This is a genomic window from Phragmitibacter flavus, from assembly GCF_005780165.1.
Lineage (GTDB): Bacteria > Verrucomicrobiota > Verrucomicrobiia > Verrucomicrobiales > Verrucomicrobiaceae > Phragmitibacter > Phragmitibacter flavus.
In genome coordinates, this window is record NZ_VAUV01000032.1 from 1 (window position 1) to 23,326 (window position 23,326).

At 56.1% G+C, this 23,326-nt stretch carries 18 protein-coding genes and 1 tRNA gene; 12 read left to right on the plus strand and 7 right to left on the minus strand.

Features of this window, described 5'->3' with window-relative positions; all coding sequences use genetic code 11:
* The first annotated feature begins 189 nt into the window (after positions 1 to 189).
* From FEM03_RS23945 to FEM03_RS24000, 12 genes are all read left to right on the plus strand, one after another.
* A complete protein-coding gene (locus FEM03_RS23945) occupies positions 190 to 447 on the plus strand; it encodes a hypothetical protein (protein WP_138088935.1) in 258 nt (85 codons plus the stop codon).
* Positions 444 to 797: a hypothetical protein gene (locus FEM03_RS23950; RefSeq protein WP_138088937.1), complete on the plus strand. Its 354-nt coding sequence runs from the start codon at positions 444 to 446 to the stop codon at positions 795 to 797. The genes FEM03_RS23945 and FEM03_RS23950 overlap by 4 nt, the downstream gene beginning before the upstream one ends.
* Positions 798 to 1,087: 290 nt before the next feature.
* Positions 1,088 to 2,143, plus strand: coding sequence for a tetratricopeptide repeat protein (locus tag FEM03_RS23955; protein ID WP_166443107.1), 1,056 nt, complete (start codon positions 1,088 to 1,090; stop codon positions 2,141 to 2,143).
* 105 nt (positions 2,144 to 2,248) lie between these two features.
* On the plus strand, positions 2,249 to 2,449 hold the full coding sequence (locus tag FEM03_RS23960; RefSeq protein WP_138088941.1) for a hypothetical protein: 201 nt from the start codon (positions 2,249 to 2,251) through the stop codon (positions 2,447 to 2,449).
* Positions 2,450 to 2,897: 448 nt separating this feature from the next.
* On the plus strand, positions 2,898 to 3,788 hold the full coding sequence (locus FEM03_RS23965) for a restriction endonuclease (RefSeq protein ID WP_206171132.1): 891 nt from the start codon (positions 2,898 to 2,900) through the stop codon (positions 3,786 to 3,788).
* A gap of 630 nt (positions 3,789 to 4,418) precedes the next feature.
* Complete coding sequence (locus FEM03_RS23970; RefSeq protein WP_138088944.1) at positions 4,419 to 5,813, plus strand: sulfatase-like hydrolase/transferase; 1,395 nt, start codon at positions 4,419 to 4,421, stop codon at positions 5,811 to 5,813.
* Positions 5,813 to 7,294, plus strand: a complete 1,482-nt coding sequence (locus tag FEM03_RS23975; protein ID WP_138088963.1) for a sulfatase — start codon at positions 5,813 to 5,815, stop codon at positions 7,292 to 7,294. Before FEM03_RS23970 ends, FEM03_RS23975 begins: the two co-directional genes overlap by 1 nt.
* A 35-nt stretch (positions 7,295 to 7,329) precedes the next feature.
* A complete protein-coding gene (locus FEM03_RS23980) occupies positions 7,330 to 7,545 on the plus strand; it encodes a hypothetical protein (protein ID WP_138088946.1) in 216 nt (71 codons plus the stop codon).
* A gap of 557 nt (positions 7,546 to 8,102) precedes the next feature.
* Positions 8,103 to 11,780: an ELWxxDGT repeat protein gene (locus FEM03_RS23985; protein ID WP_138088947.1), complete on the plus strand. Its 3,678-nt coding sequence runs from the start codon at positions 8,103 to 8,105 to the stop codon at positions 11,778 to 11,780.
* Between the two features lie 412 nt (positions 11,781 to 12,192).
* Positions 12,193 to 15,765, plus strand: coding sequence for an ELWxxDGT repeat protein (locus FEM03_RS23990; RefSeq protein WP_166443108.1), 3,573 nt, complete (start codon positions 12,193 to 12,195; stop codon positions 15,763 to 15,765).
* Positions 15,766 to 15,993: 228 nt separating this feature from the next.
* Positions 15,994 to 16,953 (plus strand): ArsR/SmtB family transcription factor, encoded by a 960-nt coding sequence (locus FEM03_RS23995; protein WP_206171134.1) that lies wholly within the window; start codon positions 15,994 to 15,996, stop codon positions 16,951 to 16,953.
* Positions 16,954 to 17,057: 104 nt separating this feature from the next.
* Positions 17,058 to 17,579, plus strand: a complete 522-nt coding sequence (locus FEM03_RS24000) for a DUF4190 domain-containing protein (protein ID WP_138088950.1) — start codon at positions 17,058 to 17,060, stop codon at positions 17,577 to 17,579.
* A gap of 25 nt (positions 17,580 to 17,604) precedes the next feature.
* On the opposite strand, the gene FEM03_RS24005 is transcribed toward FEM03_RS24000, so the two are convergent.
* From FEM03_RS24005 to FEM03_RS24035, 7 genes are all read right to left on the minus strand, one after another.
* Positions 17,605 to 18,402 (minus strand): urease accessory protein UreD, encoded by a 798-nt coding sequence (locus FEM03_RS24005; RefSeq protein ID WP_138088952.1) that lies wholly within the window; start codon positions 18,400 to 18,402, stop codon positions 17,605 to 17,607.
* A 16-nt stretch (positions 18,403 to 18,418) separates the two neighbouring features.
* Positions 18,419 to 19,027, minus strand: a complete 609-nt coding sequence (gene ureG, locus FEM03_RS24010; protein WP_138088954.1) for an urease accessory protein UreG — start codon at positions 19,025 to 19,027, stop codon at positions 18,419 to 18,421.
* A 63-nt stretch (positions 19,028 to 19,090) separates the two neighbouring features.
* On the minus strand, positions 19,091 to 19,813 hold the full coding sequence (locus tag FEM03_RS24015) for an urease accessory protein UreF (protein WP_138088956.1): 723 nt from the start codon (positions 19,811 to 19,813) through the stop codon (positions 19,091 to 19,093).
* Entirely contained in the window at positions 19,803 to 20,234 is a 432-nt protein-coding gene (locus FEM03_RS24020) for an urease accessory protein UreE (protein ID WP_138088958.1), read from the minus strand. The genes FEM03_RS24015 and FEM03_RS24020 overlap by 11 nt, the downstream gene beginning before the upstream one ends.
* 152 nt (positions 20,235 to 20,386) lie before the next feature.
* On the minus strand, positions 20,387 to 21,154 hold the full coding sequence (locus FEM03_RS24025) for a hypothetical protein (RefSeq protein WP_138088960.1): 768 nt from the start codon (positions 21,152 to 21,154) through the stop codon (positions 20,387 to 20,389).
* A gap of 263 nt (positions 21,155 to 21,417) precedes the next feature.
* Positions 21,418 to 22,701, minus strand: coding sequence for a GTPase HflX (gene hflX / locus FEM03_RS24030; protein ID WP_138088962.1), 1,284 nt, complete (start codon positions 22,699 to 22,701; stop codon positions 21,418 to 21,420).
* Positions 22,702 to 22,812: 111 nt separating this feature from the next.
* Positions 22,813 to 22,889: transfer RNA gene (locus FEM03_RS24035), tRNA-Pro, on the minus strand.
* Positions 22,890 to 23,326: the final 437 nt, after the last annotated feature.

Genomic DNA, 23,326 nt, shown 5'->3' on the forward strand with positions numbered 1-23,326 from the left:
TCATCCAAGTTTTCAGGGAGAAAGCGCCGCAGCACCTCCCACTCATCTTCGACCAAAGTTCGCGGTTGCATCAGCCAACATAGCCAGCTCAATGCATACTTCAACTTTTAGGTATATGCTTATGGGCAGGCGGCCTATCAAATTCAGGCTCAGTCAATATGCACAGAGACTCGAAAGCTTGTAGAACGTATGGTCGAACTGGAGCTGCTTGGAGACGTGATCCAGCGGCATCGGCGTGCGATCAATACCCTTGGAAAGCTGGACAAGTTAACGGACATCACCGCAGACGATTGCAGTCTGATCGAGGAGATGATGACCAAATACTCCCGTTATGAGCACGCACAGTCCGCTGAGGCCCCTGTTCAATTGCCGGAGCCTGATGAGCTAGAAGAAGACATCGCAAAGTTGAAAGAGTGGCGCGATGATTTGGAGAAGCGCCGCAAATGAACACTGCCAGCCTAACCCTGTCCACTCTCCAGCCCAATCCCGCCCGCGCTTCTGTCGCGCTCTTCCACCGCACGGGGTGGAACCGCATGGTTGCTGAGAGTATCGGGGAACGGGCGGAGCCGAGGGCTACGAAGGAGGAAATTTATGTGGGGCTGGAGCATCTGGACCGGAAGCGCCTGCACATCCGGCGCTGGGGGAGGGGCAGCGATGTCATCGGTGGCAAGCTGCGCTTTCGGAAGGGCGACATCATCTTTGGCAAACGCCGCACCTGTCAGCGCAAGCTGGCCGTGGCGGAGTTCGGCGGCGCCTGCTCCGCTCATGCCATGATCTCACTGTTCACAATGCTATGACGGAAAGGGACGAATTTTCGGAGACGACCAAACGTAGACTCGCCGAACGCGTGGGGTTTCGATGTTCAAACCCGGCATGTGGAAAGGTAACAACTGGACCGCATTCAATCCCTGAGAAATCAATTCGGATTGGACGGGCTGCACATATTTGTGCAGCAGCGCCCCGGGGGCCGAGATACTTGGCGGAACAGTCGCCCGCTGAACGAGCATCGATTAGGAACGCCATCTGGCTCTGTGCAAATTGTGCCGATCTAATTGACAAAGATGAGCCTGCATTTGCTGCGCCCATCTTGCATGAGTGGAAGGTCCAAGCCGAGGCGTTTGCTCTCAAGGAGATCGAATCATCATCGGGACCATCCATTCCCACCGCAGTGCGACAGAGTGTCGCGAAGCAACTTTACACAGCGTTTGATCTTCTGGCGGGTGCCGAGGGTGCAAGGAGAATCACCGGATTGCAGCCGAGTTCTTCTGATTTGGAAAAGGTTCGGAGAATTATCGAAGAATGCGAATCAGAAGCCCCAAGGATTGAGAAAGTGAAATGGTTGAAGGCCTGCTATCTGTTGGCGACTGGAGAAGTGGCTCAGGCGCACGAGTTGTCACTTTCGCATCAAGACCCCGACGACCCCGAGAGGCTTTTGATCCAAGCACAGTGCCTCCACAAGTTAGGTAGGGCAGAGGAGGCAATCCCATTGCTGGTTCAGGTCGCGGCAATTGAAGACCTTGCGGCTACAGCCTTCTATAATCTAGGTCTGGCTCAAGACGATTGCGGCCAACACTTTCAGGCCAAGGAATCATATCAACAAGCCCTCATTAAAGATCCAACTTATGCGTATCCGCACAGTAGGCTGGCCAAACATGCATACGAGTCAGGTGACCCAGAGACTGCCGCACTTCATTCACGGGCGGCGTGTCAGCTCGAACCCAATGACGAAGTGCTATGGTTTCGTTTTGCACTGGTGCTACTTGATCTGCAACGTGTTGGCGAGGCGGTAGATGTTCTTGATTCCGCGCTGGCAAGATTTCCAGCGAGTTCCGAATTGCACGGGATGAGGGGCCGAGCACTAGGGCAAGTAGGAATGATGACTGAATCGGAGGAGGCCATTCGCTATTCAATTACGCTCGACGCAAAGAATGAGACTAGTTGGTATAATCTGGCGTTTTGCCTGATGTTACAGGGAAGATTCGATGAAAGCCGCGCTGCACTCCAAAAGGCGGTTGATAGTGGCTATCCTGACGCCAGTGCAGTGGAGCGTTTCGTTGAAATGTTGGACCAGTGTTTCGACGCCTGCAATAAAGAGGAAGAAGAGGCTGGCGGTGAAGCTCAAGATGGACAAGGCGGCGATTGATGAAGCCTTCAAGCAGATCACCGACGACATGAGCGAGCAGGATCGACGACCTCGCGAAACGTGCCGCCAAGACGGCCGTGTAGGTGAAGAAATGACCGCCCGTTTATGAAAGCGCAATTCCTGGCCGACATCAGCCAAAACGGCAAAGCTTGGACCGAACGTGAAGACGCCGCCCGCCTCTTCGCCAATTGGTTCGGTTTCCGCCGCACCGGCCACCAGATCCGCGCCTGTGTTAAATCGCTCATCAATGGATTGATCCGGGATAAGTCTCTGGAGACGGATGGCAGTTGCATCCAGAGAATCTGACCACCTCTGCTTCTGCGGCATCGCATTTTTGGAGGCGGAGAAAAATTGGTTCTTTGTTCGCATAGCGCCGAGGGCACGACCTCATGAAAGCCTTGGGCAACGCCCAAGGTTGAGTGGTTTCCGTGGGGATAGGGCTGAAAGCTCGCTTCATCGGCGAGGCGATCCATGGCGTCCCTTGTTGAGTCGAGCTTTCAGCCCTCAGTCTGACGTTGATGGCAATCCTGGGGCGCTGCCCCAGGCCGTGATGGGGACGCGCCGTCGGCGCTGAAGGATTTCGCAACACCGTATGGCAAACCATGGTCAAACCGTCTAAAGATGTCATCTGAGTATGGATCGAACGACAAACTATCTGGAAGAGCATCTTTGGTGGACCCGGATGAAGCAAACGTGGTAGGGTTCGGGCCCCTTAACCGCTTAATCGATGAACATTCCTAGCTATCAAGAACTTATGCTTCCGGTCCTTCGTGCGTTGGGGGATGCGGATGGTGGGGTGCAGCAGATGGAGCTGACTCGTCGGGTTGCGGATGGGCTGATGCTGACTGAAGAGGAACGCAAGCTGACGCTTCCCAGTGGTCGTCAGACGGTCATTCATAACCGGACAGGCTGGGCAGGATGGTATATGAAACAGGCGGGGCTTCTGGACAACGTCAAACGGGGCGTCTGGGCGATTACCCAGGATGGCAGGCAGTTGCTGGCATCCAACCCGGAATGCATCGATCTGAAGACCTTGGCTGCCTATCCACGATTTGAGGCGAAGATGGCTCGAAATAAAGATCCTGACTCGGGGGTGGTGGAGCCGGAGATGGCGGATCAGAATGATGGGCAGACGCCGACGGAACAGATTGAAGAGGCGCATCAAAAGCTCAACCAGACGGTGGCCACGGAACTGAGGGAACAGATGGCCAGAATGGACCCTTACAAGTTTGAGCAGTTGGTGATCGATCTGCTGTTTGCGATGGGTTATGGGGGGAACCGTGCTGAGGCGGCGCTGGTGACCCAAAAATCCAACGACGAAGGCATTGATGGGATCATCAATGAAGATCGGTTGGGGCTCAATGTGATCTACGTGCAGGCCAAACGGTGGCAGTCGACGGTGGGGCGCATTGAGGTGCAGAATTTTGTCGGTGCCCTGGCTGGTAAACATGCGACCAAGGGGGTGTTCATCACCACGAGCGATTTTCACAAAAACGCCACTGAATATGCCAGCAGCGTGCAGCACAAGGTGGTGTTGATTGGAGGTCAACGGCTTGCGGATTTGATGATCGAGCACGGGGTGGGAGTTTCCACGGTGCGGACCATTGCGTTGAAACGGGTCGACTCGGATTATTTTGAGGATTGATGACGGGGTGTGCCATGCCACAGCGTTGAGGTCAGGGGTGGACGGGGGCATAGGGCAGGTTGGGTCGCCCTTTTAGGGCTTGATGAATTGGGGGTTGGGAGACCCAAGGCGGTGCCCTGGGCTGACATGGGGCAGGCCGTTGGCCTTCAAAATTCGAGTCGAGTGGAGAGGGGCGGCATTGGGAGAGTGGTGGGATGTGGCGGTGGAGTAACGGACGGTGGGACGTGATGTGCCAAGTGGAGGCGGTATTTGGGGGTGAAGGGGGTGGTGCAACAAATTGGGTCGCCCCCCTGGGGCTTGATGAATTGGGGGTTGGGAGACCCAGGACGTTGCCTTGGGCTGACATGGGGCAGGCCGTTGGCCTTCATTCATGAGTCGAGTGGAGGGGCAACGAGGTTAAAAATGAGGTGGCACGCTGATCGGGTTTGTGATGGGTGTGATTTTAAATTTTTATTCGGCTTTGATCAGGAAATGCGAGGATGGAGAAAGGTTGGCAATGAAGTGGATGTTTAACGGAGGATGATTTCTCAATGTTGGGTAAAAGATGCAACAGGAGTGCAGGGGCGCGTGCGGTGGTTTTGGTGGAGGGTTTGTTTTGTTTTTGGTTTGGGATTGGGACTTTGTTGGGGAATGGGGATGGTCGGCGGGGTGATGGCGGCGGATCGGCAGAGGCCGAATGTGCTGGTGGTGCTGATCGATGACATGGGGTGGGAGGATCTGTCGTGTTTCGGGAACAAGGACGCGAAGACGCCGAATTTGGATGCGCTGGCGGCGGAGGGGCTGCGATTTGAGAGTTTCTATGTGAACTCGCCGATTTGTTCGCCTTCGCGGACGGCGTTGATGACGGGTCAGTATCCACAGAGGTGGAAGATGCATTCCTATTTGAATGATCGGGAGGACAATGCGCGACGGGGGATGGCAAACTGGTTGGATGTGAAGGCACCGAGTGTGGCGAGGGCGATGAAGGCCAGGGGTTATGCAACGGGACATTTTGGCAAGTGGCATTTGGGCGGGCAGCGGGATGTGGGGGATGCACCGTTGATTGAGGAGTATGGCTTTGATGAATCGTTGACAAATTTTGAGGGGTTGGGGCCGCGGTTGTTTGGGGTGGGGGATTCGTATGATGGGAAGCCGTTGAAGTGGCATTCGTTGAGGTCGGAGTCGTTGGGGCGTGGTCCGGTGGTGTGGATGGATCGGGCGAAATTGACGGAGGGATATGGGCGGTCGGCCTTGCATTTTATGGAGGACGCGACGCGGCGAGGGGTGCCGTTTTTTGTGAATCTTTGGCCCGACGATGTGCATTCGCCATTTTTTCCGCCGGAGGGGAAGCGTGGGGATGGGAGCAAGCGGGCGTTGTATTTGGGGGTGTTGGAGAGCATGGATGCGCAGTTGGGAGTGGTGCTGGATCGGGTGCGCGAGCCGCCGGAATGGCGGACGAACACCATGGTGGTGGTGTGTTCAGACAACGGGCATGAGCTGGGGGCGGGGCAGGGCGGGGTGTTTCGCGGGGCGAAAGCGACGATTTACGAGGGCGGGGTGAGGTCGCCTTTGATTGTGTGGGCGCCGGGTTTGATGGAGGAAAAGGCGCGGGGGTCGGTGAACCGGACTTCGGTGTTTTCGAGTGTGGATTTGTCGGTTTCGTTGCGGCGTCTGGCGGGGATCAATGTCGAGGACGATGGGCAGGTGTTGGACGGGGAGGATGTGTTGATGACGTTGCTGGGGAAAAGCGAGGAATCGCGCAAGGCTCCGTTGTTTTGGCGTCGGCCGCCGGATCGGAAGACTTGGGCACCGAAGTTGAAGGAGATTCAACCGGATCTGGCGGTGCGGGAGGGGGAGTGGAAGTTGTTGTGTGAGTATGATGGCTCGAAGGCGCAGTTGTTTCAGATTGAGGACGATCCAGGGGAAAGCCGGGATGTGGCGGGGGAGCATCCCGAACAGGTGAAGAGGTTGACGGAGATGGTGGTGGCGTGGCATTTGGCGATGCCGGCGGATCGGGGAGCGGAACTGGCAAAAGAGAGAAAATGATGAGAGGTCGATGGGTTTTGATTTTGATTTTGGTTTCAGCTAGTTGGCCGGGGTTGGCGAACGGGGCGGAGCGTCCGCATGTGTTGCTGATTTGTGTGGATGATCTGAAGCCGGCGTTGGGATGTTATGGGGACAAGCTGGCGAAGACGCCGAACATGGACCGGCTGGCGGCGCGAGGGATGAGGTTTGACCTGGCGTATTGCAATCAGGCGGTGTGTGCGCCTTCACGAAACAACCTGATGCTGGGGTCAAGGTCGACTTCGCTGGGGATTTATGGGTTAAATCGGAATTTTCGAGAGGCGGTGCCGGAGGCGATGACGTTGCCGCAGAGTTTTCGGAAGGCGGGTTATCTGGCGGAGTCGTATGGGAAGGTCTTTCATACGGGACATGGCAATCGCGAAGACGAGGCGTCGTGGAGCCGTCCGCCGTTGCATGACAAGATCATCGAGTATGTGGATCCGGCGAATTCGGCGGGGGGACGGCTGACGCGGGAGGAGGCGTATTTTACCAACCGGGAATTGGGTCGCATCAAGGAGCTGCCGCGGGGCTCGGTTTGGGAGGAGCTGGAGGTGGAAGATGAGGCGTATGCGGATGGCAGGGTGGCGAAGGCGGTGGTGGAGCGGTTGAGGGAGGTGGCAAAAGAGCCGGGGCAGCCGGTGTTTCTGGCGGCGGGTTTTGCGCGACCGCATTTGCCGTTTACGGCACCGAAGAAGTATTGGGAGATGTTTGATCCGCAGTCGTTTGAGCTGCCGAGGCGGCGGCAGGCACCGGACGGGGCGCCTGCTTATGCGGGCAAGACGTTGGGGGAGTTGAACAATTATGATCCAGTGCCGCAGCATCCGCCGTTGTCGGAGGCGATGCGGCGGAGGTTGATGCAGGGATATTATGCGGGGGTGAGTTATGTGGATGCGCAGGTGGGCAAGATTTTGGATGAGCTGGACCGGTTGGGGCTGGCGGACAAAACGGTGATTGTTTTATGGGGGGATCATGGCTGGCATTTAGGGGATTTGGGGATGTGGACGAAACATACCAATTATGAGCAGGCGAACCGGATTCCGCTGGTGATGGTGGCTCCCGGGGTGATGGCGAAGGGCTCGGTGACGAGGCAGCTGGCGGAGACGGTGGACGTGTATCCGACCTTGGTGGAACTGGCAGGATTGCCGGTGGTGAAGGGACCGCAGCCGATGGATGGGGTGAGTTTGGTGCCGGTGTTGAGGGATCCAAAGGTGCGTGTGCGGGACCATGCCTATCATTGTTTTCCACGCGGGAAGCGGATGGGGAGAGCAATTCGCACGGAGCGATACCGGCTGGTGGAGTGGAAGGAGCCGGGCGCTGACGCTGAGACGGCGGAGTGGGAGCTGTATGATTATGAGATGGAGGAGCCGGAGGCGCGCAATCTGGCGGAAGAGCAGCTGGAGGTGATTGGTCAGCTGCGGCAAATTCTGGCAGGACATCCGGAAGCGAAGCTCTTAAATTTCTGATATGGACGAATGTTGATAGGTTGATAGGTTGAGACGTGGCCAATTCTTCCATCATCAGATCGTTGTCATTGCTGGCGGATGCCAATCGGGTGCGCATTCTGGCATTGTTGCGCGAGGAGGAATTGTCGGTTGGTGATGATGGTTGGCAAAGGGGGGAGCTTGGAATGCTGCGCTTGTCGATCCCAATTTTCCTTCGTGCATCTGGTTATGTTGTTGAGGCCAGCCCGCCCCGCCCCAAGCACTTAGAGTAGCGAAGCGAATTCTGATTGAGCCGATTAGTTCGGTGTCGCTTTGAACATCCTTCCACATCGTGCGAAAAGCTTGTTCTCTTGTTCTAGTGTTCATCAAGACTTTGGATGATGCCGGGAACGGCTCTTGTTGCTTTCGAATTGGCCTAAATCGACAGCACTTAGGTGACGAATTGGTAAGCCGCGGAAAATTCTTTTCCCACAAGCCAGAAAAAGGTATATCGACGGAATTGAATTGTCGTTTCTTTGTAAGCCTCGTGTTCATCGAGATAGTTAAAAGAACTCCATTCATCCGTCTCATGTAACGGGATCTTCGAGATGAATGGGATAGGAAGCTTGGCAGTGTTATTCAGAACAGGCGTTACATTTTACGAAGTTGACATTCGAAGACCAAATCCCATATGCTTGAAAAAGTGAGGAGTGTTTCCCCTGAGCTCGATTTGCTTTTTGTCGTGGGAGTTCTATAGGGAAGGTCGAGACACGAAACCTGATGCCGGTTGGTAAATTCCGATTCACTCATATCAAGTCCTACCGCGCCATCACAAATCGCCCTGTTTGATATGGGCAAAAAATTACTCATGATCCCTTCATTTGCGCTTACTCTTAATCGTCGATTGGCAGGCACTTTCTTGCTGTCCGCGTTGGTATTTGGGCTATGGCTTCCCCACGCCAGGGCGCTTGACCCTTACTTGGTGAAGGACATCAACACTGCCCGCCTAGATACCCACGGCAATCCAGAAAATTTTGTGAGGGTGGGTTCAACGATTTACTTCACTGCGACGACCCTGGATACGGGGCGAGAATTATGGAAGACGGATGGAACTGAGGCTGGAACCGTTATGGTGAAAGACATCTCGCCTGGCCAGAATGACTCGCAGCTCGCGAATTTCCTGGCCGTTGGAAGCACGCTTTATTTCACCATAGGACATGGTCCAGGCGTTGATGCACTGTGGAAAAGCGATGGCACGGAGGCAGGCACCGTTTTTATAAAACAAATTTCCAATAGTGAGAATGAGCCTTACCCGGTCACGCTGGCGGCAATAGGCAACACGCTGTATTTTTCCCCTTTTGTCAGCGGCACGGGCAAAGAGTTATGGAAAACGGATGGAACCCACCAGGGCACCGTTCCTGTCAAAGACATCTGGCCGGGTCACAACAGTTCCTTTATTGCCAATATGACCGTCGTGGGGAGCACGCTTTACTTCGCCGCCGTCAGTGATCTGGCCACCGCCAAGGAGCTGTGGAAGAGTGATGGAACTTCGGCAGGCACGGTGATGGTAAAGGATATTCTGCCAGGCAAAGATCTGTCCTCGGACCCTCAAAACTTTGTCTCGATGGGCGGAAAACTGTATTTTTCAGCCTCAGGAGGCATGGACGGCGGTGGCAGGGAGCTGTGGAAAAGTGATGGAACCGCGGCAGGCACGGTCATGGTGAAGGACATCTTTGCAAACAGCAGCAGTTCGAATCCCCAAAATCTCGCGGTGATGGGTGACAGCCTGTTTTTTGTCGTTGGGAGTGGTCCCTATCAGTTGTGGAAGAGCGATGGCACCGAGGCTGGAACCAACAGCGTGTTTGCAGGCTTTTCCGGAAACATTCCCCCTTCCAACTTAACCGCAGTGAACGATACGCTCTATTTTCAAGCGGCTGCGGGTGGCATTGAAAGATTGTGGAGGACAAATGGAAGCGCGCAAACCACCGAAATTTTAGGTTCAACCGTTACCCCCGTGGGCGGCATTCCTTTTTCCCCTTCCAACCTCACGGCGGCAGGAAGCATGCTCTACTTCGTGGCCCAAACTAATGATTACGGAAGAGAACTCTGGATAACCGATGGCACAGACCCTGGCACGGCGATGGTGAAGGACCTTCGTGCGGACGATGACAGTTCGAATCCCGACTACTTGGTGGAAATGGGCGGTTTCGTTTACTTCAGAGCGGATGACGGCAATTTTGGCCCTGAGCTGTGGAGAAGTGAAGGCAGCGCAGAGGGCACGACGATGGTCAAAGATATTGATGTGAGAGGCGCGGACGCTGGCTTCACCGACGTCATGATCTTTGGCGGGTCAGCCTTTTTCAAGGCGGTCACCGAAGAACATGGATCTGAGCTTTGGAAAACGGATGGCACAGCGGCTGGCACAGTTTTGGTGGAGGACATTACAGAGGGTCCCGAAGGTTCGTTCCCAGAGCCTTTGAAAGTGGTGGGGAGCGCGCTTTACCTCTCTGCCTATGATGACGCCCATGGTTATGAGCTCTGGAAAACAGACGGAACAGAAAACGGGGCAGTCCTGGTGAAGGATGTGAGACCCGGCCCCTTCAGTTCTGACATCAAGGCCGGGCCGGTGGTCGGCAATACCTTCTATTTCTCAGCTTCTTCCGAGGATCACGGTCACGAGTTGTGGAAGACCGATGGCACGGCAGCCGGCACAGTGATGGTGAAGGATATTTATCCCGGCGTAGCGAACTCCTTTTCCTTTGTCTATGGTCCGGGGGTGGTGTTGGACAATACGCTCTATTTCATCGCCAACGATGGCATCAATGGCGAAGAACTCTGGAAAAGCGACGGAACTGCTGACGGAACGGTCATGGTTAAGGATATTTTGCCAGGCAGCGGCAGTTCTTCTCCTAATTATCTCACCCTGGTCGGCGATCGATTCTACTTCATCGCTTCTAACGGCACTGACGGCAGAGCGCTGTGGAAGAGTGACGGCACGGTCGCAGGCACCGTCCTGGTGAAAGACAGTGATGGGAACGTCCTTAAGCCACTTTACTTCAGGGTCATGGGGAACACTGTCTACTGCACGATTGCAGTTAGCGGAAACGCTACCGAACTGTGGAAGACCGATGGAACTGCAGCAGGCACCAACCTGGTGAAAACGATCACGCCACGCAGCACTCACTTCGACCAACTGACAGTGACAGGAAACAGTCTCTACTTCTTCATCAAAAACAACCAAGGGTTCACGTTATGGAAGAGCGATGGGACCACAGCTGGAACGGTTATGGTCACCAATCTGCCCATGCAATCAAGTCCCCCTAGTCGAGTCATCGGCGTAGGCAACACCCTTTACTTCCACTTTGACGACACGATCCACGGTGAGGAACTTTGGAAAAGCGATGGCACCGCAGCGGGGACCCGATTGGTGCATGATATCAATCCGGGCTTTGCAGGATCCTTTGCTTACGGTGACACAATCCTTGACCATCGATTGATCTTCAATGCGGAAACTGCAGAGTATGGCCGCGAGCTGTGGGCCTACGCCATCCCACCCGAAGTGCATACGGAGCCCTCCTCTACGCTTGGTGACACCATTGCCACACTTCATGGCACGGTGAATGCCAATGGTTATGCAACGACTGCACTGTTCGAATACGGCACCACCACCAGCTACGGCAGCATGGCCGCCGTTGTTCTTGCGCCGAATAACGGCATCAGCACCTTGAACGTTAGTGTCGGCCTCAGCAACTTGGTGCCGAACACGACTTATCAATACCGCCTCATCGCCCAGAACATCGGCAATTCAGCCCAAGGGAGCAATGAAACGTTTACCACCCTGCCTGATCCCAACACCCCCTATGGCGGCACGATGACACTGGCCCCCGCCTCGCCGGTTGATGCAGGCGCACCCCTTACCGTTACCTTTGCGAACTGGACGGATGACAATTATCCATCGCTGAGTTATGCGGTGTCGATTGACGGCAATTGGGTCTCTCCACAGGGAGCGTCTGCGATCCGTAACCCTATCCCTGCACCCACCACTCCGGGCCTCTACACGCTGAGTGGCCGCATCTTCGATGGCACCAGCAGCTACACCGAGGTTTCCACCACTTTCACCGTCAATACGCCACTACAAACCTGGCGCAAAACACACTTTGGCATCACAACCAATTCAGGCAATGCGGCAGATACCGCTGACTTTGATAACGACGGCATCGCGAATCTCCTTGAATGGGCCACCTTGTTGAATCCTGCTGCCGCCAGTGTATTGCCTGTGAGCGCCACCTTGAACGCAGCTACCAATAACATGGAGTTCATCTACACACGAAATAAGGCTGCCTTGGATGCAGGCGCGATTTTCATCGTGGAGTGGAGCGAGACCCTGGCTGCGGGCAGCTGGAGCAGCATGGGAGTTGATGAAGAGATCCTCAGTAACAATGGCACCGCACAACAAGTGAAGGCCACCATCCCCGCAGGCGTCCTTGGCTATCGCTTTTTGCGTTTGCGAGTGACCCCTCCACCGTAATCTTGGCCAACGCTCATTCATGGGCTTTGGGGAGTTCACAATGACCAGAGGAGTAGGTTCAAGCAGTGTGATGTTTTTTAATAGACCGGTGCTTTTTTCTGGATGCAGGGATTGATCCTTTCGAACTAGCAAAGCTTGCTTCAATACTCCAAACGTCATCCGCCTCTATTTTACAAGATCTCGCCACCCCGTCATCTCCGAACATCAGTCTCGCCCGATATCGGTTGATATTCTGCGATTCGCCGATAATAGAAGTTTTGATCAGGGTCATTCGCGATGTTGGGTCAATGACCAGATTCGTTTCATCATGTCACACTCGCGTTCTCTTCCCCGGCTTTTCGAGGCTCTATTGTTGCTATCGCTAGTCTGCTGGGTGTCGCCGGGAAATGCAGGGGCGCAAGATCCTGTTCTCATGAAAGATATCAATTTAACTCCCAATCTTGCCAGCAGCCACTTGGGCAATGTCTGCCATGTCGGCCATATCACTTATTTTACCACTACCACCCCTACCTCGGGAACATCCTTATGGAAGACCGATGGGACTGCATTGGGGACGGTTCTTGTAAAGGACATTAAGTCTGGCGTTGAGGATGCTGGCATTGGCAGTCCGGTTGCCATGGGCAACACCATCTATTTCTCGGCCAATGACGGAGTCGACGGGTGGGAGCTTTGGAAAAGCGATGGCACCGAAGCCGGCACCATCATGGTAAAAGATATCCACCCAGGTCCCGAAGGATCAGAACCGGATCAGCTGCTTGTTGTTGGGGGTAGCACGCTTTACTTTCGCGCGGAAGATGGCATCCATGGCGGAGCATTATGGAAGAGCGATGGCACCGCCGCCGGGACGGAAATGATCAAGGACGTCAGCCCGAGCAGCGATCCAAGCAGCGGTCCCAGAGATCTTACCTACGTGGGCGGCGTCATCTACTTCGTGGATTCCGACGGCATTCACAATCAAGAGCTGTGGATGACCAACGGCACCGCCTCGGGAACCAGGATGGTGAAGGACATCGCCCCGGGCATTACTGCATCCGATCCCGGAGACCTTACGGTATTGAACAATACGCTTTATTTCACTGCCTACACCCCCACCCATGGCCGGGAGTTATGGAAGAGCAATGGCCTGGCGGATGGCACCACGATGGTCAAAGACATCAACCCTGGTGTCGGCGAGTCTGGACCTCGGAACTTGGAGGTGGTGGGCAACACCATCTACTTCGTGGTCGATGATGGCAGCAGCGGTCATGAGTTATGGAAGACGGAGGGCACGGAGGCCTCCACCACGCGTGTGAAGGATATTGTCGCGGGCGGCGGAAGCTCCCATCCGGACTTTCTGACCAAGGTCGGCTCAACCTTATTTTTTATCGCGCGTGATGAAGACGATGATGTGGAGCTTTGGAAAAGTGACGGCACCGAGCCTGGCACCGTGCGTGTGAAGGACATCCGTGTCGGGCAATCCTCCTGGCCGTCTTTTCTCACCGAGGCTGGCGGCACGCTCTACTTCCTTGCCGATGATGGCGTTAACGGCAGGGAGTTGTGGAAAAGCAATGGCACTTCCGCAGGCACCGTAATGCTGAAGGAGGCCTTGCCGGGCATCAGTCACCTCTCGGTTTCCAATTTGTTTGCTGGCCCCTCCTCGAACATTTATTTTTTGGGAGATGATGGCACCAACGGTCCTGCGCTGTGGAAAAGCAATGGCTCGGCTCCTGGCACGCAGTTGGTCAAGGACATCATTGGAGGGAACAACGCTGCCAGTCCCAGCAATTTTGTCTGGATGAATGGATGGCTTTACTTTCAGGCGGATGATGGGATCAACGGACCGGAATTGTGGAGAACCAATGGCACCACCATCACGGCATTGGTCAAAGACATCCGACCAGGTGCCGCTGGCTCTGCTCCCAATTCCATGTTGGCACTAGGTGGCATCCTTTATTTCCGCGCCAATGATGGCGTCAATGGCGAGGAACTGTGGAAAAGCAACGGAACTGCGGCGGGCACGGTCCTGGTCAAAGATATCCTTGAAGGCGATGGCTCTTCCAGCCCACATTCCTTTGCCGTCATTGGAGGCACCCTTTATTTCAACGCCTTCGACATCGGCCTTGGCATTCAGCTGTGGAAAAGCGACGGCACCACTGCTGGCACCGCAATGGTGAAGTCTTTCGTGCCTGCCAGCATCACACGGATGGAGACTTCGCTTACAGCCATCGGCAATCATCTTTATTTCAACGCCACCGGGAGTATGATCAGTGAAAGGGGCCTGTGGAAAAGCGATGGCACGACGGAGGGCACGGTGCTTCTCAGAGGCTCCCAGCCGCATTCGAGTTCAGAAGTAAAAACTTCTGCTTCTCTTGGTAACACCTTTTATTTTATCTCTGCGGACACTTCCGCTGCCGACGAACTATGGAAAACTGATGGCACTACTGAAGGCACTGTCATGGTGAAAGATATCCGGCCCGGCAACAGCGGTTCGGAGATCCGCCAAATGACGGTGGCGGGCAACAGCATCTACTTCGTTGCTCAGGACGGCATTCATGGAAGGGAACTTTGGAAGAGTGACGGGACCACCGCTGGCACCACGTTGGTGAAGGACATGGCTCCGGGCACGTTCTCTGTGGAAATCAACGAACTGACGGCCGTCGGGAACACCCTCTACTTTGTCACGAACAACGGCACCAACGGCACGGAGCTATGGAAAACTGACGGCACCGCTGCGGGCACGGTGCTGGTGAAGGATATTCTTCCGGGCATTCCTGGTAGCAATCCCAGACACCTGGCGGTCGGAGGAGACCTTCTTTACTTCCAGGCCAATGACGGCATCCATGGTGAAGAACTGTGGAAGACCGATGGCACTGCCGCAGGCACCGTGTTGGTCAAAGATATTGCTCCCGGCGGAGGATCGACCCCTGCCGGAATGAGGTTGCTCGGTGACCGCCTGTATTTTTCGGCGACCACCGAGGCAACCGGCGCGGAGCTATGGGTGCTGCCTGTGCCAATCGTGTCCCCTGGGGTGGTCGTCAGCCCGGCGTCGTTAAACAATTCCAGCGCCATTCTGCAAGGCAGGGTGAATACCAAAGGCTTTGCCACCACTGTGCGTTTTGAATACAAAAAGAATACCGAAAGCAGTTACCGGAATCCTGACGTTACCTTCACGTCCGACAATGGCACGAACTTCGTGGACGTCAGCTCCACTCTTAGTGGTCTGGAAGCCAACACCGGATATGGCTTTCGACTGATCGCGATAAACGCCGGTCACACTGTCGCAGTCAACGGCTCCTTCCACACTGCGCTAGACACCGAGCCTCCTGTCCCTGGCTCTGTGCAGATCTCCTCCATCGTCGCGACCGCGGCGTATGATGCCCGGGTGAAGTTTACCTTTACTGGCTGGACAGACGGTCCCTGGCCTTCCGAATCATTGATTTTTTCGGTTTACGTCGATGGGCAGTTTTTTGGAGATCAGGGAGCCGTTCCCACAGGCAACGGGCATCTCCTTCGCGCCGGTCAGCGCACCGCAAGGTTTGAGGTTCGCGATATTTCGGGCAACCTTACCGAAATCACCCGGAACTTCACCCTTTTCAACGCTCTGGAGTGGTGGCGCAGAAACCAATTTGGGAGCTTCGAAAACAGCGGTGACGGCGCAGATGCCGAAGACTTTGACCGTGATGGCATTCCCAATGTGGTCGAATGGGCCTGCGCGACCGATCCTAAAAAGCACAATGCGCCGGTGTTGACGATGGTGCCAAACGGCCAGTCCCTGGAGCTGCGCTACTCTCGTGGCAAAACGGCTTTGAATGGGGGTGCAAAATTCATTATTGAGCAGAGCGATACCTTGGCCCCGAACAGTTGGACTACAGTAAATAAAGCGCACCAAATGACCGGCGAAACCACTGTGCATCAGCACATGCGAGTTGTTGCCATACAGGGTGGCCCTTTCCAGCCACCGCAGCCGCCGTTGATGTTTTATCGCTTGCGCATTGAGGGGCCATAACCGCAGCAGAATGGCCTGACAGGAGGAGGAAACGGGCTCTTGTTGAACCTTGTTTCCTGCTGACGGAGGCTTGGGAACGCTGAGTTTTCGGAGCGATCCAGGGTGAATGGGGGATTTCGTGGCGAACATAGTCGCAGCTCTGTTGGTTCCGATGGAGCAATCCGACGGGAAGAAACCCCTGGTCCGCATATGATATGGACGGATGGTGATATGTTGATAGGTTGAAACGTGGCCAATTCTTCCATCATCAGATCGTTGTCATTGCTGGCAGATGCGAATCGGGTGCGCATTCTGGCGCTGCTGCGCGAGGAAGAGTTGTCGGTGGCGGAGTTGCAGGAGGTGCTGTCTTTGGGGCAGTCGAACATTTCGGCGCAGCTGGCGAAGCTGAAGGAGGCGGGCTGGGTGACGGATCGGAGATCGGGGAAGAATCGGCTCTACCGCGTGGAGGCTCCAGATGCAAAGGGGCGCGAGGCTTTTGGGCATGTGTTTGCGCTGGTGGAGGCGGCGACGGCGGAACTGCGCGAGGCGCGGCAGGATCGGACGGCGTTGAAGCTGGTGCTGAAGAAGCGGGCGGATGTGGCGCGGTCGTATTTTGATGCGCTGGCGGGGAAATTTGGGCGTCAGTATATCCCGGGCAGGTCGTGGAAGGCGATGGGGGAGATGCTTTTGGAGTTCGTGCCGCCGCTGGTGGTGGTGGACATGGGGGCGGGGGAGGGGGCGGTGTCGCAGATGCTGGCGCAGCATGCGAAGGAGGTGATCGCGGTGGACAATTCAGAGAAGATGGTGGCCTTTGGTCGGCAATTGGCGAAGGAGCATGGGTTCAAAAATTTGGATTACCGGTTCGGAGACATGGAGGAGCCGCCGGTGGATGCGGGGACGGCGGATGTGGTGATGTTCAGTCAGGCTTTGCATCATGCGCAGAAGCCGCAGCGGGCGTTGGATGCGGCTTTTCACATGTTGAAGCCGGGGGGACGGGTGGTGATTTCGGATCTGTTGAAGCACACGTTTGAGAAGGCGCGGGTGTTGTATGCGGATGTGTGGCTGGGTTTTTCGGAGGTGGAGTTGTTGGAGATGCTGGAGTCATCGGGGTTTGTGAATGGGGACGTGAGGGTGGTGGACCGGGAGGTGAAGGCACCGTGGTTTCAGACAGTGCTGGCGGTCGGGGTGAAGAGGGAACGGGATTTATGATCTATGATCTATGATCTATGATTTGAGATTTGAGATTTGAGATTTGAGATTTGAGATTTGAGATTTGAGATTTGAGATTTGAAAATTGGGGTGAAGTTAGGGGTATGGAGTTTCATTTGGGTCGCGGTGATCAGCAGTTGGGGCGTTTCAGTGGGGAGGAAGTGCGTGAAGGGTTGGAATCGGGACAGTTTTTGGAGACGGATCTGGCCTGGTGCGAGGGGATGGATGGCTGGCGGCCGGTGAGGGAGGTGGTAGGATTGCCAGTGTCGTTGCCGCAGGTGGCGGCTTTGCAGGGGACGATTTTGCCGCCGGTGACGACGTCAGACGGACATGTGGGGATGGGGGTGATGCCGATGCCGGGGACGGCGATTGCGAGTCTGGTCCTGGGTTTGCTGCCGTTTTTGGCGTGCGGGGTCGGGGTGGTTTTGGCAGTGCCGGGGGTGATTTGTGGTCACATGGCGCTGAAGGCGATTGATGCGCCGGGGGCGAGGTATGAGGGACGTGGAGTGGCGTTGGCGGGGTTGATTTTGAATTATGTCTGGCTGGGGCTGACGGCGCTGGCGATCATCGTTTTCGTGCTGATTTTTCTTTTGGCGGGAACGGCGGCGGTGGCGAGCGGGGCTTAGTGGGACTGAATGGAAATGGGACAGATCAACCGAAGCGGCCGAGGTGGGGCGGCTTTTTCTGGTGGGCGGTGTAGAGGAGCTGGCGCAGGGCGCGGAGGGTTTTGCGGGCGGCGAGGGAGCCGTTGCAGACGGCTTTGATGGTGTGTCCGCCGTGGATGAGGGGTCCGCAACCGATGTAGATGTCGGGCGAGTTGAGGGCTTCGATGGCATCAATGGGGGGTTCGATCCCGGTGATGAAGCAGCCGAGGTAGTGGGCGTGGGGGTAGGTCATGGTGAGGGCGCTGACGCTGTCCTCGGCCGGGGTGAGGGAGTAGCGTTCGCGGGCGACGAGTTGGTCGGCATACCAGAGGTCGGTGTCCCAGCGCAGCTCGTGATATTCGAAGGATTCGCCACTGGCAACGCGACCGGGGGAGAGCCATTCGAAGAACATCAGGGAACCGCCTTCGTCGATGTGGAGGCTGTTTTGCTGATGATACCGGGCGCCGGAGTGGGGAATGAAGGGTTCGGGGTAGTATTCGAGGAAGGCTCCGGCGGCGACGTGGAGGTGTTGGTGGACTCTGCCGGTGCCGCCGTTGCGTGAGCGGTAGACGCGGCTGGAGCTGGGGGTGGTGAGGGTGAGGCGGGCGGTGGCTTCGACGTGGATGTTGTAGTCGATTTCATCGTCATCAAAAACCCCGGCGGTGGGGGTGACGAGGTTGACGACGAGGGTGTCTTCGTCGTCGTGGGGTTTGCTAAGGTGCAGGGGCGCGCGGAACGACTGCTGGCGCAGGTGGTTTTGGCCGAGGGAGTTGCGGCTGCAGATGAGGTGGAGGTGGCCTTTCACTTAACTTCAGTTCAGTTTACACAAAGAGGTATTCGTGTTTGAGCCAGGCGATGAGGTCTTCTTTGCCTTTTTCGCTTTTGAGGTCGGCGAAGAGGAAGGGGGCGTCGCCGCGCATGATTTTGGAGTCGCGTGCCATGACTTCGAGGTCGGCTCCAACGTAGGGGGCGAGTTCGGTTTTGTTGATGAGGAGGAGGTCGGAGGTGCGGATGGCGGGGCCGCCTTTGCGGGGGATTTTGTCGCCTTCGGCCACGTCGATGACATAAATGTAGGCGTCGACGAGTTCGGGGGAGAAGGTGGCGGAGAGGTTGTCACCGCCGGATTCGATGAGGATGAGCTGCAGGTCGGCATGGCGTTTTTCGAGTTCGATGACAGCGGCCATGTTCATGCTGGTGTCGTCGCGGATGGCGGTGTGGGGGCAGCCGCCAGTTTCGACGCCGATGACGCGGTCGGCAGGAAGGACGTTGGCGCGGAGGAGGAATTCGGCGTCTTCGCGGGTGTAGATGTCGTTGGTAATGACGCCGAGGGAGTATTCATCCTTGAGCCATTGGCAGAGGCGAAGGACACACATGGTTTTGCCGGACCCAACAGGGCCACCGACGCCGATACGAAGAGGACGGGAGATCATAGAAAGGCTAAAGGATAAGGGATAAAGGCTAAAAACTGAGTGGTTCTGGCAGAGGGAGCTATGCTATGAGATAAAGAGGCGTTCGTGGGCGCGGGCGTGGCGCATGGAGGAGATTTCGAGGGTGGGATTGAACCAGCCGATGCGGTCGGTGGGTTGGTCGATGAGGGTTTGCAGGTCAGGGGCGACCTGGGTGATGGTTTTGCGCAGGATGCCCTGGCACCGCTCCTGACCGAGGCGGATGAGTTTCATGGCGGCGCTGGTGTAGCCGCTGATGGTTTGGTAGGTGAAGGCGCAGGCGGCGGTGGCGGGAGGGGCGTTGCGCAGCTCGATGGCGGTGATGATGAGGTGATGGCAGGGGGGCTGCTGGACGGCGTAATTTTGCAGAAATTCGTCCTGGTCGAGCTTGAGGAGCATGGCGAGGCGGCGGTTGCCGAGCTGGCGGCTGGCGTTGCGCATTTCGGCACCGAGTTTCCAAGCGTCGAGTTCGTGATCGAGGGCCTGAAGGGCGGTTTGATCGTTGGCGGAGGCAGCTTGGTGGGCGCGGAGGAGGTAGGGGAGTTCGAAGTGGAGGAGGTTGGGGACGATCTGGCGTTCGAGGAAGGTTTCGAGGTCTTCGGGTTTTTTGACGAGTCCGCGTTGCATGTGACCTTCAAGTCCCATGGAGTGGGCATAAGCGCCCGAGGGAAACTGGGAATCGTTAACCTGGAGCAGCCAGAGAAGGAGGTCGGAGGTCGTTTCACTTTTCCTTGGGTTTTGCTGCCATTGCTCGTGGTCGTTAAGAAGCATGGGCGATGACGCGGAGAGGGGTGAAGACGGCTTCGATTTCTTCGTGCGTCCAGGATTCGCGATCAAGAAGCTGCTTGATGGCGAGGTCGGTGGTGACGAGGAGTCGGTCGGAGAGAATTTGGACGGGGAAATGGAGGTTGCCGATGCGCCAGCCGATGAGGGCGCCTTGTTCTGCATCGGAGAACGGGATGGAGTAGACGGGTTCGGGTTGTTGCCAGATGACGTAGTCGTGGGTTTCTGACTGGTGGATGACGCAGCCGCTGGTGAGGCGGGAGTCGAGATCGAAGCCAAATTCGGTGCCGTCTTCAGCGGTGGCGCGCCAGCGTCGTTTCAGGAAGAGGCGGCGTTCGGCGATCAGGCGCACTTGTTGGCTGGCTGGACGGCTTGAGGAAGGGGCCGCCATGCGCTGGATGAGGTGCATGGTTGAGGACGTGGACGTAGACGTGGAATGGCTGATGCGTTGAAGGAATACGGCTTGGAAAGACGCATGATGAAAGCACCTTTCGGGCCAGTCAAGGCCGCTTCAAGGACCGTTGCGTATTCGAACGGTGGAAGGAAACGATCCGCCGGTCGTTAAGCTGCCTGGAAGGCGAGCTGGAGCGGGAGGGAGTCGCGTTGTTCGAAGTGGGGGATCGGGGCATAACCGGAGGCGGCGGCGCGACGAACGAGGTGCTCCTGGTGATGATGGGTCTGATGGGTGACGATGGTCGCGAAGTAGAGGTCGCGCGAACGTTGACGCTCTTCTTCGGTGTAGGTGTTCCAGTAGAGATCCCAGAGGCGGTGTTCGCTTTCGAGATGGACTTCGTATTGAAGTTCATTGGCCGTCTGGCCCATGCGGTGAAGGGTGCGCAGGAGGCTGGGGTGCTTTTGCTCAAGGAGCAGGCAGTAATAGGATTCCAACACGTGCATTTCGCGATGCTGCAGGGTGTCCCAGCATTCGTTGCTGATGCAGATTTCGTCGATTTGCCCGTTGTGGTAGCGGGCTCCCAGGCCGCAGATGGCGAGGTCGAAGGTATTGAGGATGTCCTGGAGATTGCCGTCTTCGACGTTGTGATAGGTGATTTCGACAATCTGACCGTCAAGGCGGAGCTTCATGCAATACGGATGGAAGTCGCGCAGCAGGGTGGCGCCGCGAGCAATGAGGGCGGCGCAGAGTTTTTCGCGCTCAACCCGGTTGCGAACCCAAAGATCGAGGTCGTTGATGAGCAACTCCTTGCGGATGAGGGGTTTAAAGGCACCCCCGCAGAGGAAAAATTCGCCCTCGTAGCCGTTGGGAAAGAGGAAGCGGCCGAGTCGCTGCGCATGGTGACGCATCCTGAGTTGGAATAAGGCGCGAATCATGGCAACAATGAGGTTGGTTGTTTTTCTGCTCCGCCTTGAATTTACAAAAATTTCTAGAGATTATCAACCGTTCTTTTAATTTCATTAAATTTTCACGCTTCTTAACCATCGGAGTGAATGTCCGGTATAGCTCCAAGGGCCGAAAAGTCGGCGGATGGAGAGCGGTGACGAAAATCGGGCGGCCGCTATATGACGGCGGAACTTTTTAAAAATTATCGCTGAGTTGCGATAGCGCCAATCGGCTGACCAACGGCTGGAAAAGATCAGGGTGTGACCGCGAAGGGTTCAAACCGAGAGGCCAAGCGTTTCGGAATGAGGCATTCGACGTTCGCAAGTTCGCCTTCGTATTCTTCGCTGAGCACTTTGCCTTCGGCGTGGGCGAGGGCGAGGAGATCCAGTCGGTGCATGGGGAGTTGCACGTTGAGTCGCGTGACGCGATCAAAAATGAGCTCGTGGATGCGATGCAGCAGCGCGTCCATGCCTTCGCCGGTTTTCACGGAAATAAAGACGGCATCAGAGAATTGATGACGCAGAGCATTCAGCTGGGTTTGGTCGGTGACGAGGTCGACTTTGTTGAAGGCGAGGACGACTTTTTTGTCTCCGGCACCGATTTCGCGGAGAACGTCGGTGGTGGTTTGATAAAAAGTGGCCGCGCTTGGGTGGCTGGCGTCGACGAGGTGAATGAGGAAATCGGCAAGGGTGGTTTCTTCCAAGGTGGCGCGGAAACTCTGCACAAGATCGTGGGGCAGATTGCGCACAAAACCGACGGTATCAGTGAGGAGAATGTGCTGACCATCGGGCATAGTCATGCGGCGCGTGCTGGTATCGAGCGTGGCGAAGAGTTTGTCTTCGGCGAGCACGTCGCTTTCAGTCAGGGCGTTGAGCAAAGAGGATTTGCCGGCGTTGGTGTAGCCGACGATGGCGCCGTGGGGAACTGGGACGCGGCTGCGCTCTTTGCGCTGGGTGTCGCGTTGTTTGCGAACTTCGACAAGGTCGGCTTTGAGCTTGTCGATGCGTTTATTGGCGAGTCGACGGTCGATTTCGAGCTGGGCTTCACCTTCGCCACGAGCTGCGCCGGTGCCGCCGCCGCGTTGACGGTCCAGGTGAGCCCACATGCGGGTGAGGCGCGGCATGGAATATTCCATCCTCGCGAGGGCGACTTGCAGGCGCGCTTCGCGGGTTTTGGCGCGGAGATTGAAGATGTCGAGGATGACCTCCTGACGGTCGATGACACAGAGCTTGGATTCTTCCTCCCAAGCGCGTTGTTGACCGGGGGAGAGTTCGTTGTCGAAAATGATGCAGTCGCAGCCGAGCTCTTTGGCGTGTTCCATGAGCTCTTCTGCTTTGCCGCTGCCAGTGAGGTAGCGAGGGCTCATGTCGCGAACATGCACCGGCAGGGTTTCGGCGACGCTAATGCCGAGGGTTTCAACCAGGTCCTTGAGCTCTTCCAAGAGGTCGGTGGCGTTGGCGAGGTCGTCGCGTTTGAAGAAGGCACCGATCAGCAGGGCGCGTTCGACCATGTTGGGTTTGTCTTGAATGTCGAACATGAATATTAAGCGGGAGTAGGTGATACGTTCGACCGAGGGCCGATGGCCAGAAACTTCGTTAGGAGACTGCCGAAAGGGGATGCCAGTGGCGGCATCCGGATAATAATCAATTGGTCGGGCTGGCGAGATTCGAACTCACGACCTCTTGCACCCCATGCAAGCGTTCTACCAAGCTGAACTACAGCCCGCGCATTTTCGGCGAGGGAAGGAGATTAAGCGCAAACCATCGTATTGTTCAAGTGCGAGATGAAGATTTCTCACCGCCGGGCTTGAATGGGGTGATGAGTGGCTGCGACAGTGGAACAATTGGCATTGAGGAAAACTGGATATATGAAAACGGGCCAAAATTGCTGGTTGGGGTCAATTTATGCAGCAGTCGATGCGGCGGCGGCAAAATAGTCTTCCAAATTGATGATGTTTGAGTGAGTCATCGAGAAAAAGTAACGGCGATGAACGGCCCAATCCCCATTGCCTCTAGGAAACCGTGGGCAGATTCTGAAAACTTTTAAAAAAGGTGACTAAAAGACTTGCACGGAACGGGGAATAGGTTAGTATCTCCTCCCGACCGAAAACGAGGGCATCACGAGGTGCAGCGAGTTCTTCAACTGAAGAGAGCGTTGTATTG

Bases quoted from the DNA above. Each gene is read 5' to 3' on its own strand.
- FEM03_RS23945 (WP_138088935.1), top strand. From the start codon at position 190: ATGGTCGAACTGGAGCTGCTTGGAGACGTGATCCAGCGGCATCGGCGT.
- FEM03_RS23950 (WP_138088937.1), top strand. From the start codon at position 444: ATGAACACTGCCAGCCTAACCCTGTCCACTCTCCAGCCCAATCCCGCC.
- FEM03_RS23960 (WP_138088941.1), top strand. From the start codon at position 2,249: ATGAAAGCGCAATTCCTGGCCGACATCAGCCAAAACGGCAAAGCTTGG.
- FEM03_RS23965 (WP_206171132.1), top strand. From the start codon at position 2,898: ATGCTTCCGGTCCTTCGTGCGTTGGGGGATGCGGATGGTGGGGTGCAG.
- FEM03_RS23970 (WP_138088944.1), top strand. From the start codon at position 4,419: ATGGGGATGGTCGGCGGGGTGATGGCGGCGGATCGGCAGAGGCCGAAT.
- FEM03_RS23975 (WP_138088963.1), top strand. From the start codon at position 5,813: ATGAGAGGTCGATGGGTTTTGATTTTGATTTTGGTTTCAGCTAGTTGG.
- FEM03_RS23985 (WP_138088947.1), top strand. From the start codon at position 8,103: ATGGGCAAAAAATTACTCATGATCCCTTCATTTGCGCTTACTCTTAAT.
- FEM03_RS23990 (WP_166443108.1), top strand. From the start codon at position 12,193: ATGAAAGATATCAATTTAACTCCCAATCTTGCCAGCAGCCACTTGGGC.
- FEM03_RS24000 (WP_138088950.1), top strand. From the start codon at position 17,058: ATGGAGTTTCATTTGGGTCGCGGTGATCAGCAGTTGGGGCGTTTCAGT.
- ureG (WP_138088954.1), bottom strand. From the start codon at position 19,027: ATGATCTCCCGTCCTCTTCGTATCGGCGTCGGTGGCCCTGTTGGGTCC.
- FEM03_RS24015 (WP_138088956.1), bottom strand. From the start codon at position 19,813: ATGCTTCTTAACGACCACGAGCAATGGCAGCAAAACCCAAGGAAAAGT.
- FEM03_RS24020 (WP_138088958.1), bottom strand. From the start codon at position 20,234: ATGCACCTCATCCAGCGCATGGCGGCCCCTTCCTCAAGCCGTCCAGCC.
- FEM03_RS24025 (WP_138088960.1), bottom strand. From the start codon at position 21,154: ATGATTCGCGCCTTATTCCAACTCAGGATGCGTCACCATGCGCAGCGA.
- hflX (WP_138088962.1), bottom strand. From the start codon at position 22,701: ATGTTCGACATTCAAGACAAACCCAACATGGTCGAACGCGCCCTGCTG.